Consider the following 17,999-nt stretch of genomic DNA (forward strand, 5'->3'; position numbering starts at 1 on the left):
ACGCAAGCCTGAGTTTCATCCTTTCCGTGCTCCGGTACCGCGACGATCTCAGCGTCAACGGCGCGGCCGGCTTGCGCGCTCAGCACCATTCTGAATGGCGCGGTTCAAGTCGACGATCAGACGCAGTGCGGGAGCCCATTTGTTGTCCAGCAGCAGTGGGTCCGACCGGACCAACCCATTCAGAGCGACGAGGACATTCGCAACCGCCCGGGGTGATCCGCAAACCGCTGTTGGGTGTTTCTTGGGCATATCCGAATCCTTTCACCAGAAAGAAAGCGGCAGGAAATCAGGGACGGTTCAGCCAGCATTCCGTGTCGTTTGACACCGCCAAGAATCGCCGTAGTGCCCAGGCGTTTGAATATGGCACCAAGGAATGGGAGGTCTTCCACACCCATGCCCGCAACAGCATCGAGTCGCTCAACAACCAGGTGAAAACCGGTGGAACGGAGGACATTCAATCGGCCAGTCGCCGCCGCGTTCGCGGATTCGGCGCCGCGCAAATCATCGTGACCATGCTGCTCACCAACTTCAACCTGCGCAAAATCGCCGCTTTCATCAGCGACAAAATCAAAGCCGACGCGAGAAAGCAGACGTTCGTCGAACCTGGCGTCGCCCTCGTTCGCCGCCGCGACCGCGAATGGCACAACCCCTACACCGGGACCTACCCACCCGGGGTGACGCCGCCAAGTACAGCTACCGCATCACCAGCATCCGATGAGACCGGCGGACCTCCCCGGAGAACCTAAACCGGTCCAGCGAGGCCACCCGTACCGTCCGAGAGGGCAAACTCCAAGCATTCTGGACAATCCGACGCGCCCTGAAAGGCCCAGAATCACCAGTCCGGCAGTCAAACGACTCGAATCGCCGGTAGAGACTCACGAAACATCCACTTAAACAAGAAATCGCTCCTGAGAATCCTCAGGAGCGATTTCTTTTTGTTCCAACCAGACCGTTTCGCGAACAGTTTCGCGAACGGCCCTTTGGTCGGGCTGACAGGATTCGAACCTGCGACCCCTTGACCCCCAGTCAAGTGCGCTACCAAGCTGCGCCACAGCCCGCCGCTCCCACAACACGATTTCAACGATCAAAACCTGCGGAAGACAACTGTAAGAGCTTACCGCTTTCTGAGAGCGCCCAAGAACACATGGGGCGACGGCTGGGAAGCACGCGGTGCCGTCGCGGTTTGCCGGTTTTCATTTCGTAGACGTACCGCTGGCTGGTTCTCAAATCGGCAGCCAGTTCGCGCTGGGTGCGGTCTTGGAGTAGGCGGCCGTGCTACGAAAATGTAGTCATGACGGATGCGGGTTCACCTCGTGCACAACCAAGCTGCTCGGTAGGCTGAACGGCATCATGCACATTCGAGAGATCGGGCTGTCGCCCCTCAAAGGTGGTCGCCACCAGCCACGTGAGACCGTTTCGCTCGCGGTCGACGGTCCCATCGGTGACCGCGAATTCGCCGTCGTCGATCGAAACACCGGCACCATTCTAAAGACGGTTGAGCATCCGCTTCTGGTGAGGTGCGAGGCTCGCTGGGCTGACGGCGTGCTAGCCGTCGCGTTCGATAGCCGCCGAGTTGCGGCGGAACCCGAAATGACGGACGAGTATCTCGACCTGGACTACTGGGGTCGATCCACCGCCATGCAGGTGATCGAGGGGCCGTGGGCCACTGAATTCTCCCGGCTGCTGGGGCGCAGCGTCACCCTCGCGCGGAGCGCTGTCACGGGATCCGTGGTGTACGGCGACTCCGTCACGATCACCACGTCGAGTTCCCTGGCCCGGTTGGCCGGCGAATCGCAAACAGCGGTCGATACGCGCCGATTCCGCGGCACTTTCACCATTGACACCGGCGACGCCGACGCGCACGTGGAAGACTCCTGGGCTGGCCACGAACTCGAGCTCGGGGGAGTCCGACTCCTCGTGAAAGGCGGCATTCCCCGGTGCGCGGTCATCGACATTGACCCCGACTCCGGCGCTCGCGGCACCCACCTGCTAAAAACACTCGCCAACTACCGGCTGCAGGCGAGCGACATCATGTTTGGCGTTTATGCCGAGGTGATCCGTCCGGGAACCGTGTCGGTCGGCGACCACGTGCGGGTCGTACCACCCCACTGAGCAGACCCGCTGGTCAGGTCCTTGCGACGCCGGGAGACTGCCGGCCCCAGCCTCCGGTTGACTTCCGGAGGCTGGTCAGGGCGGGCGTGGCTCAGCGTTGGATCTCTGCGTCCGGACGCAGCCGGATCAGCCGCTGCGGGCCATCCTCTTTCAGCTCGGCCAGGTCGCTGCGCGACGAGAGAAAATCGGTGAAGGAACGAAAACCGAGCGGCTTCTCGTTGAAGGACGGGTCCATGCGGCGCATCTGGTTCTTGACGGTGCCCGTGTTGAGCCATTCGTCGTCGTCACCCTTGGCATGACCGATCTGCAGCGCACGCACGAGGAGTTCGGTGGCCAGGGTCTGCGGGTCGATGTCTTCGGCTTCGGGCTCGTCGAATTGTGCGTCATCGGTGTGCGAGAACATGGGAATCGTGGTGAACTTGCGGGCCTCGATGGGGGCCGGGTCTGGTGCAATTTCAGCAGGTTCGGGCGCCCGCCTGCTGGACTTGGGCCTCTCCGCAGCTGTCGCGGTGGCTTTGCCGATTCCGGGCAGCGAGTCGTAGTCTTCAAACTCGTCGCACGCCGCCGCCAGCGAGGTGCTCGTCGAGCCCGCGACGCCGATGCCCACCACGAAGCGACCCAGCCGCTTCGACTTCTGGGCGAGCGCGATGTAGTCGGAATCGCCGGCGATGATGATCACATGGGTCAGATCGGGCAGCCGAAAGAGGTCTTCAACCACATCCACGGCCAAACGGATGTCCGCACCGTTCTTGGTTCCGCGGGTGGTCGTGGTGAACAGCTGGGTCAGGTCCACCGCTCGGGACATGAGCTGGCGCTGGTAGCTTGCATTGACCGGAACCGACCAGTCGGCGTAGGCACGATTGACGACCAAAGTTCCGAAGGACGCCGCAAAGTCGATGATGGCGTTGAAGTCAACGGTCGCGGCGGCGAGCCGTGCGGCGATCTCGGGGTCGGCATCCGCTGAGGACTTGTTGAAATCGCGGATGCCGTCGCGCTGAAAGGCATTGCGCCCGTGCAGCTGCTGATAGCGCGAGATGACGATGTTGTCGAAGTCGATATAAAGGCCGACGCGGGCGTCGTTCGGTTCAGTGATGGTGAGCTCCTTAGCCACAGGCGGAAGACTCAGTTGCGATCCGGTATGTATAGTCTGCGCTGCGCTGCGGGTAGAGGGCAACTCGGTGCGCGGTCAAGCAGTCGAGAGATACTGGAGGGATGGACGACAAAGATACCCTCGCTGATTTTTTGCGCTCGGCCAGGGCTCGGCTAACGCCCGCCGATGTCGGGCTTCCTATCAACCCGCTTGCGGCGGCCCGGCGAGTGCCCGGACTGCGCCGTGACGAAGTGGCTGGGCTCGCCGGCGTGAGCGTTGACTACTACGCGCGCATGGAACAGGGCCGGGTGACGCAGGCATCCGATGCGGTTGTCAATGCGCTCGCCGAGGTACTGCACCTGAATGAGGCGGAGCGCACCTATCTGTTCTCGCTGTTGTCGGCGTCGACCGGTGGACGTACACAGCAACGGCGGCGCTCCAACACGATTCGGCCGTCAGTGCGCACCATCATGGACTCGTTCCCCGCGCAGCCGGCGTTCGTGCTCGGCGTTGGCATGGACGTGCTGGCCATGAACGACCTCGCCAAGCTGTTGCTGAAGGACTTCACGCAGGGCGTGGGACTCGGGCGCAGCATGGCCAGATGGACATTCCTCGACCCGGCGGCGCGCACCCTGTACCTGGATTGGGACATTGTGGCCCGCGACGTGGCGGCCATGCTCCGCCACGACGCGCGATCTCACCCGAACGACCGGGCACTCAACGAGCTGATCGGCGAGTTGACCGTCAAGAGCGACGAATTTCGCGCCTGGTGGAGTCAACACCGGGTGTGGGAGTGCACGTTCGGAGTCAAGCGTTTCATGCACCCGATCGTTGGCCGGGTCGACGTGGACTACGAAACCTTCCCGGTTCCGGGCGAACCCGACCAACAACTCTTCGTCTACAGCACGCAACCCGGGTCCGCCTCGAGCGACGCCCTGCGCATTTTGGCCTCGTGGCGTACCGATCAAACGGATGCCGCCGCGCTCAAGTCCCTTCGCTGACGCTTTTAGAACCCTCCGGGCGTTCGCGGCAGGTACGGTGCCTCGAGACGGGCGCGCTCCTCGGCGCGGAGTTCCTTAACGACGGATGCCCCGGGCCGCGTTGAAATCTGCGGCCCGGGGCGGTTCGTGCCTGGGGTTTTTATCGACCGGCGAGGCTTATGCCGCGCCGGTCAGTGCGCCTACGCGTCGACGCGGGTCTCGTTCGCAAACGTGGCGACGTCGATAACGAAACGGTAGCGCACGTCGCTGCGGATAACGCGCTCGTATGCTTCGTTCACCTGATCGACCGAGATGATCTCAATGTCGGCGCCGATTCCGTGGGCGGCACAGAAGTCGAGCATTTCCTGGGTCTGGCGGATGCCACCGATCTTGGAGGCGGCGATGGAGCGACGCTGGGCGGCGAGCCAAACCATCTTCACGCTGTCAGGCTCGGTGGGGATTCCCACGTGCACGAGCGTGCCGTTGAGGGCGAGCAGCTTGAGGTAGCCCTCCAGATCGAGGTTTGCGGCCACGGTGTTCACGATGAGGTCGAAGTGGTTCTCGAGCTCGGTGAAGGTGGTCGGGTCGCTCGTGGCGTAGTAGTGGTCTGCGCCGAAACGCAGGCCGTCTTCCTTCTTGCTCAGGGTCTGGCTGAGCACGGTGACCTCGGCGCCGAGCGCGTGGGCGATCTTCACACCCATGTGTCCGAGGCCGCCCATGCCGAGGATGGCAACCTTCTTGCCGGGGCCGGCCTTCCAGTTCGTGAGGGGGGAGAACAGCGTGATGCCGGCGCAGAGCAGGGGAGCGGCCTCGGAGAGCTCGATGCCGTCTGGTATGCCGAGCACGTAGTTCTCGTCGACGACGATCGCGGTGCTGTAGCCGCCGTTGGTGGGAGTGCCGTCGTGGTTGCGGTCGTTGTACGTGCCGACCTCGCCCTTCAGGCAGTACTGCTCTTCGCCGGCGAGGCAGTTGGCACACTCGCGGCAGGAGTCAACAAAGCAGCCAACGCCGACGCGGTCGCCCACCTGGTATCGGGTGACGCCGCTGCCGATGGCTGAGACGATGCCGGCAATCTCGTGGCCGGGAACCATCGGGAACAGGCCAACGCCCCACTCGTCGCGTGCCTGGTGGATATCGGAGTGGCAGATGCCGGCGAACTTGATGTCGATCGCGACGTCGTGAGCGCCGGGGGTGCGCAACTCGATGGTGGTGCGAGCGAGGGGCTGGTTGGCCGCGGGAGCGGCGAGGGCAGGAACGGTGGTCGTCATAAAAAACGTCTTTCGGTACCGGTGGTGGAATGCGGGGGAACCCCGTGCCGTGGCACGTGTCGGCGGTGACATCCGCTCGTGCAACATTACGCCGCTCCACCGACACCGTCGAGGCCGCAGCATGGCACTGTCTGACCTACCCAGGGCATCCGCTTTCGCGACGCCTTCACCGTGCACCGGCCGGGAATAGCAGGACCAGTCGTCGATTACGCGAGTGCTTGAGGAGGTTGCGGAGACCCTTGGCGCGATCGAGGTGCTGCCGTACAGCCCGCTGCCGCAGAAGGACTTCAGGCGTCCCGTTCTCGAAACGACCCCCGCTGATCTGGTCGGACCGATCGTAAACGACCGCGGCACGTGTTTGAGACGCCGGCAGGTGTTTAAACCAGTGCCAACTTCTCAAACACGTGCCACGCGACGGCCGTCAGCTATTCGGCCAGCAGCGTCCAGTTGCCGTCGGCGCTGACGACGATGGCCGAGGGGCCGGAGCTGAGCGGCACGGTTCCCGAGTAAGGCCCGATCTCGTTCACGAGCAGCCCCATGCTGAAGAGCTCGTCGGTTTCCTCGATGATGGCAAAGTTGCTCGAGCCGTCGTGGGTCGCCGTGAGCTTGCCGGCTGAGCCCTCGTAGAGAAACACGCCGTCGCCGGCACCGGATGCCGCGAGCACGGGTGCCGCAGAGATCGGCGCGATGGTCAGACTCCAGTTGCCATCGGCGGTGATCTGCAGCGTCGCGTCCTCACCGAAGGAGCTGAAGCCGTACTCGGTCGTGCCGTTGTAGGCGCCAATCGTATTCACGAGCAGCTGCCCAGTGGATGCATTAGCAGCGTCGAGAACGGAAATCGAGAAATTGCTGCTCCCATCGTGGGTCGCGGTGACGATCCCCGCGGTGGCACCGGCGGGCAGGGTGACGAGGTTATCGCCGAAGCCGGTCTGCGAGACGACCTCGAACGTGCCGAAGGCGTCGTCGGCCCAGGACTGCACGGTGTCGACGGGCGCCGCTTCAACGACCGGCTCCTCCTCAACCACCGGCTCGTCAGCGACCGGCTCGTCCGCCGCATCGGCGACTGCGGCGGCCGGCGCCACAGCGGCCGGACTCTCACTCGGTCCATTACCCGCGCTGATACCGGACACGATCATCGACAGCACGGTCACCGCGCCGGTGACAATCCAGGCGACCTTCTTGAACTGGCCGTAGCCGGCGAGTGTGAGGCCGTGCTTGTCGCGCTGGGCACCGACCAGCACGAGGATGAGGTCGACGAGCCACCAGATCCCCAACCCGCCGAAGGTCACCAGCTTCAAGAGGCCGGTACCGATCTTGCCGAGGTAGAAACGGTCAACGGCGAAGATGCCGAGCAGCCAAGAAAACAGCCAGGTGGCCACGAACGATTTCTGCGAGATGGGCGGGTTGGCCATGGTGGCCGCCTGAATCGGGGGAGCGGGAAGCAGGAATTGTTCCTGCTGGGTGGTCGGTACGCCGGTCGGAGCGGGGCGCTGGCTGGTAGTCATTTTGACGTCCTTTGCTGGTGATGGTGCGTGTGCTGGTGATGGTGCTTGGGAGGGGCAAGTGAGGAGCGGCCATTCCCCCCAATGACAACGGCCGATCCTCACCTGCTGGTGCCAGCCGACTGCGGCGGGCACAGGAACAAGTTATTGCAGCGCCACGTTTACTACGCAAAGAACCCTGATAACAGGGGTTATCAGTAAATCGACATAAGCGACACGAATCTGCCCTAACCTAAACCCACGAGAAGGGAACGCAATGACCGACACCGCACTGCTGATGACCATGTCCGACATCGCCGGCCTCGCCCACGTGCAACGCCCGGTCGTCTCCGTCTGGCGCAGCCGCTCCGCAGCCACCAACACACCCTTTCCCACGCCGGTCAGCCGACAGCGCGGCGTCGACCTCTTCAACGCCGACCAGGTGGGCAGCTGGCTCAGCGCAACCGGCCGCGGCAACAACCGTGACGCCGCAGCGGATGCCGCTGCCTACGCTGTACCCGACGCGCACGACGAACAAACCTTTCGTGGCGTCACCGCCCTGCTCGCTCTGCGCGCGGCGTGCGATCACGCGCTCAGTACCCTTACCGAAGCCGAGCTGGTCGACCTAGCCGACGAGCACGACCCCGACGACGACCTGCTGCTCCGCGAGATCGAAGCCCTCGGCGATACCCTGCCCACCTTGGCCGCCTACGTCGACGCCCTGGTCGAGGCTGCTTTCGGCCCGGCGCCCGCCTTCGAACGGATGCTCACCGACCGTTTCAAGCGCAACCTCGCCGACGAGGGCGACCTGTCCCTCAGCCGTGAAGCCCTTGACCTCATGGCCGAGACCGTCACCGCGCTGCGACTCACTCAGCCCGCTGATTCCGTGCTCGTCGACCCCACGGGTAGCGCGAGCGACCTGCTCATCGCCATCCACCAGGGCGAGGTGCCGGTGATGACAGCGAACATCGACAGCCCCACCGCTCGCCTGCAGCGCCGGCGGCTGATGGTGCACGGGGTCGTGCGCACCGAGCTGCAGGTTCTGCCCTCCGGTGCCTTCAGCGTGACCGGCGCCGCCGTGCACGTGGCGCAATACCCCTCAGCGGCCCGGCCGACCATGACGCCGGTGCAGATTCTCTCGGACATCGAGCAGATCGTGCTGCAGATGACCGATGAGCAGCTGGCCGTGGTTCTGGCTCCGTCAGCGGTGCTCAGCGACACCGGCCTCAGCCGCGAAGCCGACGAGCTGCGCTCGTCTCTCTTGCGTTCCGGCCGAGTGCGCGCCGTCGTGCGTCTGCCCGCCGGGCTGCTGACTGGCAAACCGCAGCAGTTGCAGGCGCTCTGGGTGCTCGGTGCCGCCCACGCCGAGGTCGCCCTCGCCGATCGCTACGCCATGGTCGCCGACCTCGTTGCGACGCCGCTGGGTGGCGCCGCCATCGACGACCTCGTCAGCGACCTCGCCGCGTCACTCGGCAGCCAGAGCACCGTGCGCGCGCACGCCTTTCGCTTTGCCCGACTGGTGCTCACCCGCAGTCTGCTCGCCAGTCGCCGGCCACTCGTGGCCGGAGTGCACACGGTTCCCTCGGCCGCCGATCAGCCGGCGGCGGCGCTCGCCGTGACCATTGACCGGCTGGCAGCCTCGCTCGACGCCGACCTGGCGGTTGAACCCGCCAGCGACAAGGCTGCCTCGTCGACCGTGCACGAGCTCCTCACCGCCGGGCACCTGCACTATATTCCGGGCAATCGCATCGCCGCCGACGATGTGATCGAGGGTTCAACGGATGCCGCCGGCATCCGCTTAATAGGACCGGCCGAAGTCGCGAACCCCTCACAGCTCGGCCACCGGCGAATCGACCGACTGAGGTTCGCGGCCGCGTACTCGTCTGGCCGCGTGACCGAGCCGGGCGACGTGGTGTTCGCCACCTCGCCCCGGCCGGCAGCGGTGGTCGACACGGAAGGCACCTCCGTCGTGCTCTTTCCCGCCCGCATTCTTCGCATCGAGCAGGCCGACCCGAATGGTCTGCTCGATGCGGTACTCGCCGCCGACATCCAGTCAATGCCCCCCGGCCATCGCCGGTGGCGGTCCTGGCCGGTGCGCCAGGTGGCCCTGAACCAACGCGCGGCGCTCGCTGACGCTCTCACCTCGCTACGGTGGGAACAGAAGCAGGCGCTTGATCGGCTCGGGCAACTCGACGAGCTCACCGATTTGCTCATGGCCGGCGTCACCGCCGGCACCATCACCATCGCTTCTGACGCACGATCGAAAGGAACCACCTAGTGGCACCGAAGACCAAAGCCGCCGCCCTGCCGTCGACCATGAAGGAACTGAAAGACACCCTCTGGAAGGCCGCCGATAAGCTGCGCGGATCCATGGACGCCTCGCAGTACAAAGACGTCATTCTCGGCCTGGTGTTCCTCAAGTACGTCAGTGACTCCTTCGACGAGCGCCGCGAGCAGATTCGCACCGAGCTCGCCGCCGACGGCCTCGATGAGGACCAGATCGGTCAGCTCATCGACGACGTCGACGAATACACCGGCCGCCGCGTGTTCTGGGTGCCGGCCCCCGCCCGCTGGACCTACATCGCCGAAAACGCCAAGGGCATCGCCGGAGTGACCGGCGAACCGTTCAAGCAGGTGGGCCAGCTCATCGACGAGGCCATGGACCAGATCATGGTCGCCAACCCCACCCTCGCGGCCACGCTGCCGCGCATTTACAACCGTGACGGCGTTGACCAGCGTCGCCTCGGCGAACTGCTCGACCTGTTCAACTCCGCCCGCTTCACCGGCGAAGGGTCGACCAAGGCCCGCGACCTGCTCGGCGAGGTCTACGAATACTTTCTGGAGAAGTTCGCCAAGGCTGAGGGCAAGCGCGGCGGCGAGTTCTACACCCCGGCCGGCGTCGTGCGCGTGCTGGTCGAGATGCTCGAACCCACCCGCGGGCGCGTCTACGACCCGTGCTGCGGCTCCGGCGGCATGTTTGTGCAGGCCGAGAAGTTTCTGGAAAACCACCACAAAGAGGGGTCGGAGCTCTCGGTCTTCGGCCAGGAACTCAACGAGCGCACCTGGCGCATGGCCAAGATGAACCTCGCCATTCACGGCCTCAATGGCAACCTCGCCAGCCGCTGGGGCGACACCTTCGCCCGCGACCAGCACCCCGACATGCAGGCCGACTACATCCTCGCCAACCCGCCTTTCAACATCAAGGACTGGGCCCGCAACGAGCAGGACCCGCGCTGGCGCTACGGCGTGCCGCCCGCCGGCAACGCCAACTACGCCTGGATCCAGCACATCATCTCCAAGCTCAACCCCGGCGGCAGCGCCGGCGTCGTCATGGCCAACGGGTCGATGTCGTCCAACTCCGGGGGCGAAGGCGAGATTCGCGCCCAACTCGTGGAGGCCGACCTCGTCACCTGCATGGTCGCCCTGCCCACCCAGCTGTTTCGCAGCACCGGAATCCCGGTGTGCACCTGGTTCTTCGCCAAAGACAAGACCGCGGGCGAGAAGGGCTCGATCGACCGCACCGGCCAGGTGCTCTTCATCGACGCCCGCAACCTCGGCACCATGGTCGACCGCGCCGAGCGCGCCCTCAGCGACGACGACATCGCCAAGATCACCGGCACCTATCACGCCTGGCGCGGCACACCTTCAGCAGCGGATGCCGGCCACACCTATATAGACGAGCCCGGCTTCGCCTACTCCGCGTCGCTCGCCGAGATCAAGGCCGCGGACTACGCGCTGACCCCGGGGCGTTACGTCGGCGCGGCCGAAGCCGAAGAGGATGCCGAGCCGATCGATCACAAGATCGCCCGGCTGAGTGCCGAGCTGTTCGCCCAATTCGACGAGTCCGAGCGCCTCGCGGCGGTCGTGCGCGAGCAGTTGGGGCGCGTCTCGTGACCGTACGCCGCGTAAGCCTCAACGAGATCGCTGAGATTGGTCTGGGATTCGCATTCAAGAGTGCCGATTTCTCAAAGGACGGAACGGGCACTCGACTATTGCGAGGGGACAACATCGTCCAAGGCACGACGCGGTGGAATCGCGCAGAGCTCTGGCCAGACGACAAGGCAGCTGATCCCCACTATCAGCTAGCAGAAGACGACGTCGTCCTTGCGATGGATCGGCCGTGGATCGAAGCTGGGCTGAAATTTGCAAAGATCCAAAGGGCCGACCTCCCGTCCTTGTTGGTTCAGAGAGTCGCTAGATTGCGGGTCAAGGCTGGCAACGATCAGCGCTTCTTGTCTGCAGTAATCGGGAGTCGTAGTTTCACTGACTACGTTCTCTCAGTGCAGACCGGAACAGCTGTGCCGCATATTAGCGGGGGCCAGATTGGGAACTATTCATTCGAAATCCCGAACCTTGCAGTACAGACAGCGATCGCGGAGGTGCTCGGCGCGCTCGACGACAAGATCGCCTCCAACATCAAGATTGCAGCCACTATCGACGATTTCTTCATGGCGCGGTGGCGTCAGGTCGATCAAAGGCGAAAGCCAGGCACAATTGACCGCCCCTTAGCCAGCATGATTCTTGAGACGATCGCGGGTGATTGGGGCGTCGAATTGAGTACATCGACTCACACTGAGGGGGCCTATTGTATGCGTGGAGCAGATATATCGAGCCTGCAACGCTCTGGTCTTGGAAGGATGCCAACAAGGTTCATCAAACCCAGAAGCTTGCAGCGGAGGAACATGACATCGGGCGATATCGTCGTTGAGATGTCGGGTGGTAGTCCGACACAATCAACGGGGAGGCCAGCATATGTAACTGACCAATTGTTGGCTCGCCTAGATAGACCTTTGATCAGTTCCAATTTTTGTCGAGTACTGAGAATGGGAGATGCAACCTATTCCAGTTTTGTCTATGCGATGTTGCGTTGGGATTGGGCAAACGGGGAGTTTTTCCAATACGAAAACGGGTCTACTGGTATCAAGAATCTTGCTTTTGGCGAGTATGCGGCCAGAAGATCTGTCCCGATTTTGGATCCGACGGATCTTGCATCATTCAATGACGCTGCACAAGCCTTATTTGCCAGTGCGAGCGCGTTGGGAGCAGAGTCAGACATGCTCGTCGCAACACGCGACGCCCTGCTCCCACAACTCATGTCGGGCAAGCTGCGCGTCAGAGACGCCGAGATGTCGCTCGCGGGCGTGCTGTGACGCCCGCCGCACTTCGCAACTAGCTTTCACCAGCGTCAGAGTATTGAGGGGATAGGCAATGACGATCATGAATCCAACAGTGGGGCTGTCCGAAGCCGCGTGGGAGGACTTCGCGCTCGACCAGCTGGGGGAGCCGCTCGGCTGGCTTCCGCTGGCCGGGGAGAAGATTGCGCCGGGAACGGGGGAGCGCGAGTCGTGGAGCGAGCTGCTCATCCGACCACGCCTTCTCGAAGCCCTGCGCAACCTCAACCCGACCGTTCCGGTGGAGTACCTGCGTCAGGCGCTCGCCGAGCTGACGGCGCCCAAGTCGATGGACGCGATCACCGAGAATCAGCGTATGCACGAGTACTTCGTGCACGGGTTTCCGTTCAGCTACCTCGATGCCAGCGGGGTCGAGGTGAGCCCCAGCATCCGCTTGATCAGTTCTGACCCGGCGCAGAACGATTGGTTGGCCGTGAACCAGGTCACGCTCGTGAAGCCTGACTTGAAGCGCCGGTTCGACATCGTGCTGTACTGCAACGGTATGCCGGTGAGCATTATCGAGTTGAAGAAGGCGGGCAGCGAGCGGGCCACCGTGGCCGCCGCGCACGCCCAGCTGCAGACCTACCTGCGCGAGTTTCCGCTGGCGTTTCGATTCTGCGTGTTCACGCTCGCCTCCGACGGCCAGTCCGCCGCCTATGGCACACCGTTCACTCCGCTCAACCACTTTTCGCCGTGGAACGTCGACGAAGACGGCAAGCCGGTGCCGCCGGGCACGACCACGGTCGACGGCGATGCGGTCACCGGACTCGACACCGCTCTGGCGGGTCTCTATAACCAAGAGCGGTTTCTGCAGCTGCTGACCTATTTCACCGCGTTCGATGAGGGCGACGATGGCCTCACCAAGCGCATCGCCAAACCGCACCAGTTTTTCGCCGTGAACAAGGCGGTCGCCAGCACGGTGCAGGCCGTCGCGAGCAACGGCAAGGCCGGGGTGGTCTGGCACACGCAGGGGTCGGGCAAGTCCATGGAGATGGAGTTGTACACCAACCTGGTGACGCTGCATCCGAAGTTGAAGAACCCGACCGTGGTGGTGATCACCGACCGCAAGGAACTCGACGGGCAGCTGTTCAGCTCGTTTGATCGCAGCCTGCTGCTGCCGGGAAAGCCGGAGCAGATACTGCGCCGCTCCGACCTGCGGCAGAAGCTGGGTGAGCGCAACACTGGCGGAATCTTCTTCACCACGCTGCAGAAATTCGGCATCAGCAAGGCGGAGAAGGATGCCGGGATGGAGCATCCGCTTCTGTCGGACCGGCGCAATATCATCGTGATCGTCGATGAGGCGCACCGCAGCCACTACGACGACCTCGACGGGTATGCCCGCCACCTGCGCGACGCACTGCCGCACGCAACGCTGATCGCGTTCACCGGCACACCTATCTCGTTCGACGACCGCAACACCCAAGACGTGTTCGGGGACTACATCGACGTGTACGACCTGTCTCGCGCGGTCGAGGACGGCGCGACCGTGCCGGTGTATTTCGAGCCGCGACTGATCAAGGTGTCACTCGCAACCGGTGTCACGGAAGAGATGCTCGACGACGCGGCCGATGACGCCACCCAGGGGCTCGACGAAACCGAGCGCGCCCGCATCGAACAGAGCGTGGCCGTCGTCAACGCGGTCTATGGAGCTCCCGAGCGCATCGCCGCGCTCACGGAGGATATCGTGGCGCATTGGGAGAATCGGCGCAGCCGCATGATCAAGTTCATTGTTTCCCCGGGCAAGGCCATGATCGTCGGTGGTACGCGGGAGATCTGCGCGCTGCTCTACGAGGCGATCGTGGCGCTGCGGCCAGACTGGCATTCCGCTGCGGTCGACCAAGGCGTGATCAAGGTGGTGTATTCCGGGGTTGCGACGGACCAGCCGCCGGTCAGCCTGCACGTGCGGCGCACCTCGCAGAACGATGCGATCAAGGCGCGGCTGAAGAACGTTGACGACCCGCTCGAGCTCGTGATCGTGAAAGACATGATGCTCACCGGCTTCGACTCTCCGCCCCTGCACACCCTCTACCTTGACCGTCCGCTCAAGGGTGCGCTGCTCATGCAAACGCTCGCGCGGGTCAACCGCACCTTCCGCGGCAAGGAAGACGGGCTGCTCGTGGCCTACGCGCCGCTCGCCGAGAATCTGGCCAAGGCGCTCGCCGAATACACAGCGGATGACCAGACCGGCAAGCCGCTCGGCCGCAACATTGACGAGGTGGTCGCGCTCACAACGACCCTGGTTGACACGCTGCGCGGTCTCCTGGCCGGGTATGACTGGAAGGCCGTGCTGCACAAGGCCGGGCCGAAGGCGTACCTGAACGCGGTGACCGGTTCCGTGAACTACCTGCGGGCCCCCGGCACGCCCGGCAACCAGATCGTCGAGGGTGAAGAGACCCTCGGCGTGAAATACCGCCGGTACTCGGGCCAGCTCTCGCGGGCCTGGGCGCTGTGCTCGGGATCGCAGAACCTGGCAGCGCTGCGCCCCGAGGTGCAGATCTACGAGGAGATTCGGGTCTGGATGGCCAAGGGCGATGCCAATGATCGGCAGTTGCGCGGCGAGCCGATCCCCGAGGAGATCCAACGGTTGCTGGGGGAGCTGATCGCGTCCGCGACGTCGTCCGGTGAGGTGCTGGACATCTACGAGGCCGCCGGTATGCCGAAGCCCTCGCTGAGCGATCTGACGCCGGAGTTCGTCGCTAAGACGCAGCAGGCGCGCAACCCGCATCTGGCGATTGAAGCGTTGCGTAAGTTGCTGACCGAGGAGGCCGTGGCATCCACTCGCAACAATATGGTGCGGCAGCGCGCGTTCTCGGAGCGCATCACCGAGCTGATGAACAAGTACACCAACCAACAGCTGACCTCCGCTGAGGTCATTGCCGCGCTGGTGGAGATGTCGCGGGAGGTCGCCGCCGAGTCGCAGCGTGGTTCGCACTTCACTCCGGCGCTGACCAGTGATGAGTTGGCGTTCTATGACGCGGTGGCGCAGAACGAGTCCGCTGTGGATCTGCAGGGCGAGGGCAAGCTGGCTGACATCGCGCGCGGGCTGGTGCAGGTGATGCGCCGCGACGTGCGCACCGACTGGACCGTGCGCGACGATGTGCGTGCCAAGCTGCGCTCGTCGATCAAGCGGTTGCTCGTCGTGAACGGTTACCCGCCCGACCAGCAGCCCGCCGCGATCAAGCTGGTGATGGAGCAAATGGAGTCGATGGCGCTGCGGTTTGCCGGGGACCGGACATGACGAAGGTCGGCCTGAGGCCATGCTGAAGGCGTGGTCGGCCGCATGATGACGCCGTTCACGGCCGCTCCGGGGAAGTGTTGCCGCGGGAAACTGCGGCTTGGGGTCCCATCGCCCTGGCCACAAATGTCGAATGCCTCGCGGGGCTTGTCGTCGCTCGAATAACTCGGTGACGGGGCAGTCATTAAATTCTCAGTCGAAATGTACACAAATGTGACACGTTTCTTTCGGATAGGGAGAAGTGATGAGCAACGCGGTGGCATTGAGTCAACAGACATACGTCTGCGACGATCTGGCTGGTGTCGCCCGCGTGCACGATTTTCTTGCGGCACATGAAGCGGCCGATCGAGAGGCCCCGCTTCCGCATTACTTCCTCGCCGGCGCCGCAACGGGTGACCAAGTGGAAATTCCAGAGGAGATCCATAGGGTTCTCCTGCAAGTAATTGAATCCATGCAGCGAGGGCTCGCTGTCAGTATTGTGCCGCAGTCGAAGACGCTCACCACTCAGCAGGCAGCGGACCTCCTCGGTATCAGCAGGCCAACGCTGGTGAAACTCCTTGACGAGCAGAAGCTTCCCTTTGAACGAGTCGGTACCCATCGGCGCGTGCTCCTTGTCGATGTGATGGCTTTTCGGGATCGACGGCGCCAAGAACAATACGACGCGCTCGAGGCGATGCGGTCGACTCTTGATGACGAGACAACTGTTGACGAGATCCTAACGAAGGCGCGCCAGACTCGGCGAGCTCTCGGTGCCCAGCGGCGGGCCAAGGCTGGGGCGTTGGCAGGCTAGGCGAGTGTTTACTGCCCTGTTAGACACAGCTGCGTGGCTCGACGTATTAGCGACCGCGGTGTTCGCAAGCTCATCGAACGCGGGCGCATCCCGGCGAGCAGGAAGCCGGGGAGCAAGGCGTGGGTCATTGAAGACTCAACAGCGAATCGACACACGCGTTCCCGCCGCCCGCTCGCGCCGCGTTCGTAGGCCGCCTTTATTCATTTCTTTCGCACGAATACCCTCGCCGGACTCGACTCCAAGACGAGGGAACGCACAGCTCAGCGCATCCGCTTTCTGCGTGGCAGCGATGCGCCAGCTGCGGTGCTCGCGGATTGGTTCAATGGCCAGCCGTCTGCCGGCTTGAATGCGGGGTCCAATCTCATTGCCCATGCGGTGGCCGGCAATGATGCCAGGGTGCGGCAGGTGCTCCAACGCAGACATGCCGCGAACCTCCGCGAACGAGTTGACCTTGCCCCGCGGGTCAGTGATGAACGCGCTATTCGCGGCCTGAGCCGAGCCGACCTCGCCGCGGCCGCCGACGTGGACCTGACTGTTCTGTCAGCCATCGAGCGCGGCAAACTTGTCACGAGCATCGCTGCGATTCGCCGAGTCCTGCGCGCCCTGCACATCGAACCCTCGGCTATCCCCGCACCAGGTGTTCGATGACGAGCGGACTCGATGCCTACCTCGAGGGCCAGCGCGTTGGCCAGTTCGCTCGGAATGCCCACGGAAGAACGGCTTGAAGGGGTGCGAATTTCGGAGTTTTTCTCCTATGTGGGTTGCCTGAGTATGTGCTGATGGGGCGTTATATTCGAGATGTGGTGCCGCCGAAGGAACGCTATTGGACTCTCGCGATGATGTCAACGAAAAATCCCGAAGGTACGTCGCGCGGTGACAGGGCGGCGCGACGTACGATCAGTGGATGCCGCCGCGCTCGCCACTTCCGCAACGTCACGGCCTCGAGGCCGCGTGGGTCTGCACCCCGGAACGGGCGCAGCATCCGCTTTGGGACACGATGGGCGCCTGGCTGGATGAGCGTTTGTCGGAGTTCGTGGACGCAGCCGGCTTTCTGGCTCAGGGCCGATTGGTCTATGAGTCGGGCACCGCGGTAGCCGGTCTCGACCCGTACCGGCCGCACACCTTCGTCTGGTTCCACCGCGACCTGGCCGCCGAGACTTTTGTTCCGGGGCCCATCCACCTGATCTATCGCGACGATCGCCTCGTCGTGATCGACAAGCCCGCCTTTCTCTCGACCATTCCCCGCGGGCGCCACGTCGTGCAGAGCGTGGTGGTGCGCCTGCGCGCCGAACTCGGGCTGCCGGAGCTCTCGCCGCTGCATCGGCTGGATCGGGTGACGTCGGGGCTGGTGGTGCTGGCAACCGAACGTCGGTGGCGCGGGGCGTATCAGTCGATGTTCCAACGGCAGGAGATCGCCAAGACCTATCGGGCGCTGGCGCCGCTGCTGCCGGGCCTCGACCTGCCCGTGACGGTGCGCAACCACCTCACGACCCGCCGTGGTCAGTGGCAGGCCGAGGTACTGCCGGACGCGCCGGCCAACGCTGAGTCGTTGATCGAACTCGACTCGGTGATCGACGGCCTGGGCGTCTACAGACTGACGCCACGCACCGGCCGCACCCACCAATTGCGCATGCACATGCTCGGCCTGGGGATTCCGATCAGTGACGACCCGATCTATCCGGTCGTGCGAGATATCGCGATCGACGATTTCAGCCACCCCCTGCAGCTGCTGGCGAACGAGGTGCGCTTCACCGACCCGATCGACGGTCGCCTGCGGCAGTTTGCCAGCGTGCGCACGCTCCCGTTGCGCAGTGAGGTCGGCTGAGCCTGGGTGTCGGGCGTCGCGACACGCGGTTGACAATCTGACACGTG

The 17,999-nt window shown here is 63.8% G+C and carries 13 protein-coding genes and 1 tRNA gene; 10 read left to right on the plus strand and 4 right to left on the minus strand.

Going from position 1 to position 17,999, the window contains the following annotated elements; genetic code table 11:
- The first annotated feature begins 212 nt into the window (after positions 1-212).
- Positions 213-746, plus strand: a complete 534-nt coding sequence (locus tag E3T46_RS08470) for a hypothetical protein (RefSeq protein WP_134578215.1) — start codon at positions 213-215, stop codon at positions 744-746.
- Positions 747-981: 235 nt separating this feature from the next.
- Here the strand turns inward: E3T46_RS08470 and E3T46_RS08475 are convergent.
- Positions 982-1,058: transfer RNA gene (locus E3T46_RS08475), tRNA-Pro, on the minus strand.
- A gap of 292 nt (positions 1,059-1,350) precedes the next feature.
- Between E3T46_RS08475 and E3T46_RS08480 the strand changes: the two genes are divergently transcribed.
- Complete coding sequence (locus E3T46_RS08480) at positions 1,351-2,112, plus strand: MOSC domain-containing protein (protein ID WP_134578216.1); 762 nt, start codon at positions 1,351-1,353, stop codon at positions 2,110-2,112.
- 91 nt (positions 2,113-2,203) lie between these two features.
- Here E3T46_RS08480 and E3T46_RS08485 read toward each other — a convergent pair whose 3' ends face one another.
- Positions 2,204-3,223, minus strand: coding sequence for an NYN domain-containing protein (locus E3T46_RS08485; protein ID WP_241980546.1), 1,020 nt, complete (start codon positions 3,221-3,223; stop codon positions 2,204-2,206).
- A gap of 101 nt (positions 3,224-3,324) precedes the next feature.
- Here E3T46_RS08485 and E3T46_RS08490 point away from each other — a divergent pair, with 101 nt between their 5' ends.
- Positions 3,325-4,203, plus strand: coding sequence for a helix-turn-helix transcriptional regulator (locus E3T46_RS08490; RefSeq protein WP_134578217.1), 879 nt, complete (start codon positions 3,325-3,327; stop codon positions 4,201-4,203).
- A gap of 179 nt (positions 4,204-4,382) precedes the next feature.
- Here E3T46_RS08490 and E3T46_RS08495 read toward each other — a convergent pair whose 3' ends face one another.
- Together E3T46_RS08495 and E3T46_RS08505 are read right to left on the minus strand one after the other, a co-directional pair.
- Complete coding sequence (locus E3T46_RS08495) at positions 4,383-5,450, minus strand: NAD(P)-dependent alcohol dehydrogenase (RefSeq protein ID WP_134578218.1); 1,068 nt, start codon at positions 5,448-5,450, stop codon at positions 4,383-4,385.
- Positions 5,451-5,875: 425 nt separating this feature from the next.
- Positions 5,876-6,955 (minus strand): TM2 domain-containing protein, encoded by a 1,080-nt coding sequence (locus E3T46_RS08505; protein ID WP_134578219.1) that lies wholly within the window; start codon positions 6,953-6,955, stop codon positions 5,876-5,878.
- 253 nt (positions 6,956-7,208) lie between these two features.
- Between E3T46_RS08505 and E3T46_RS08510 the strand changes: the two genes are divergently transcribed.
- The 7 genes from E3T46_RS08510 (at position 7,209) to E3T46_RS08540 (ending at position 17,952) form a co-directional block, all read left to right on the plus strand.
- Positions 7,209-9,209 (plus strand): hypothetical protein, encoded by a 2,001-nt coding sequence (locus tag E3T46_RS08510; protein ID WP_134578220.1) that lies wholly within the window; start codon positions 7,209-7,211, stop codon positions 9,207-9,209.
- A gap of 38 nt (positions 9,210-9,247) precedes the next feature.
- Complete coding sequence (locus E3T46_RS08515) at positions 9,248-10,825, plus strand: class I SAM-dependent DNA methyltransferase (RefSeq protein ID WP_134578397.1); 1,578 nt, start codon at positions 9,248-9,250, stop codon at positions 10,823-10,825.
- On the plus strand, positions 10,822-12,081 hold the full coding sequence (locus E3T46_RS08520; protein ID WP_166790220.1) for a restriction endonuclease subunit S: 1,260 nt from the start codon (positions 10,822-10,824) through the stop codon (positions 12,079-12,081). The genes E3T46_RS08515 and E3T46_RS08520 overlap by 4 nt, the downstream gene beginning before the upstream one ends.
- Before the next feature lie 67 nt (positions 12,082-12,148).
- A complete protein-coding gene (locus E3T46_RS08525; protein ID WP_134578398.1) occupies positions 12,149-15,340 on the plus strand; it encodes a type I restriction endonuclease subunit R in 3,192 nt (1,063 codons plus the stop codon).
- A 241-nt stretch (positions 15,341-15,581) separates the two neighbouring features.
- Positions 15,582-16,127: a helix-turn-helix domain-containing protein gene (locus tag E3T46_RS08530; protein WP_134578222.1), complete on the plus strand. Its 546-nt coding sequence runs from the start codon at positions 15,582-15,584 to the stop codon at positions 16,125-16,127.
- A gap of 405 nt (positions 16,128-16,532) precedes the next feature.
- Positions 16,533-16,775, plus strand: a complete 243-nt coding sequence (locus E3T46_RS17880) for a helix-turn-helix domain-containing protein (RefSeq protein WP_166790221.1) — start codon at positions 16,533-16,535, stop codon at positions 16,773-16,775.
- 256 nt (positions 16,776-17,031) lie between these two features.
- Positions 17,032-17,952 (plus strand): pseudouridine synthase, encoded by a 921-nt coding sequence (locus tag E3T46_RS08540; RefSeq protein WP_134578224.1) that lies wholly within the window; start codon positions 17,032-17,034, stop codon positions 17,950-17,952.
- Positions 17,953-17,999 lie beyond the last annotated feature (47 nt).

Origin of the sequence: Cryobacterium sp. Hh11, assembly GCF_004404045.1 — a bacterium.
In the GTDB taxonomy this organism is placed as follows: Bacteria; Actinomycetota; Actinomycetes; order Actinomycetales; family Microbacteriaceae; genus Cryobacterium; species Cryobacterium levicorallinum.

Excerpts from the sequence above, each read along its gene's own strand:
- E3T46_RS08525 (WP_134578398.1), top strand. The coding sequence starts at position 12,149 with ATGAATCCAACAGTGGGGCTGTCCGAAGCCGCGTGGGAGGACTTCGCG.
- E3T46_RS08480 (WP_134578216.1), top strand. The coding sequence starts at position 1,351 with ATGCACATTCGAGAGATCGGGCTGTCGCCCCTCAAAGGTGGTCGCCAC.
- E3T46_RS08505 (WP_134578219.1), bottom strand. The coding sequence starts at position 6,955 with ATGACTACCAGCCAGCGCCCCGCTCCGACCGGCGTACCGACCACCCAG.
- E3T46_RS08495 (WP_134578218.1), bottom strand. The coding sequence starts at position 5,450 with ATGACGACCACCGTTCCTGCCCTCGCCGCTCCCGCGGCCAACCAGCCC.
- E3T46_RS08510 (WP_134578220.1), top strand. The coding sequence starts at position 7,209 with ATGACCGACACCGCACTGCTGATGACCATGTCCGACATCGCCGGCCTC.
- E3T46_RS08530 (WP_134578222.1), top strand. The coding sequence starts at position 15,582 with ATGAGCAACGCGGTGGCATTGAGTCAACAGACATACGTCTGCGACGAT.
- E3T46_RS08490 (WP_134578217.1), top strand. The coding sequence starts at position 3,325 with ATGGACGACAAAGATACCCTCGCTGATTTTTTGCGCTCGGCCAGGGCT.
- E3T46_RS08540 (WP_134578224.1), top strand. The coding sequence starts at position 17,032 with ATGCCGCCGCGCTCGCCACTTCCGCAACGTCACGGCCTCGAGGCCGCG.
- E3T46_RS08515 (WP_134578397.1), top strand. The coding sequence starts at position 9,248 with ATGAAGGAACTGAAAGACACCCTCTGGAAGGCCGCCGATAAGCTGCGC.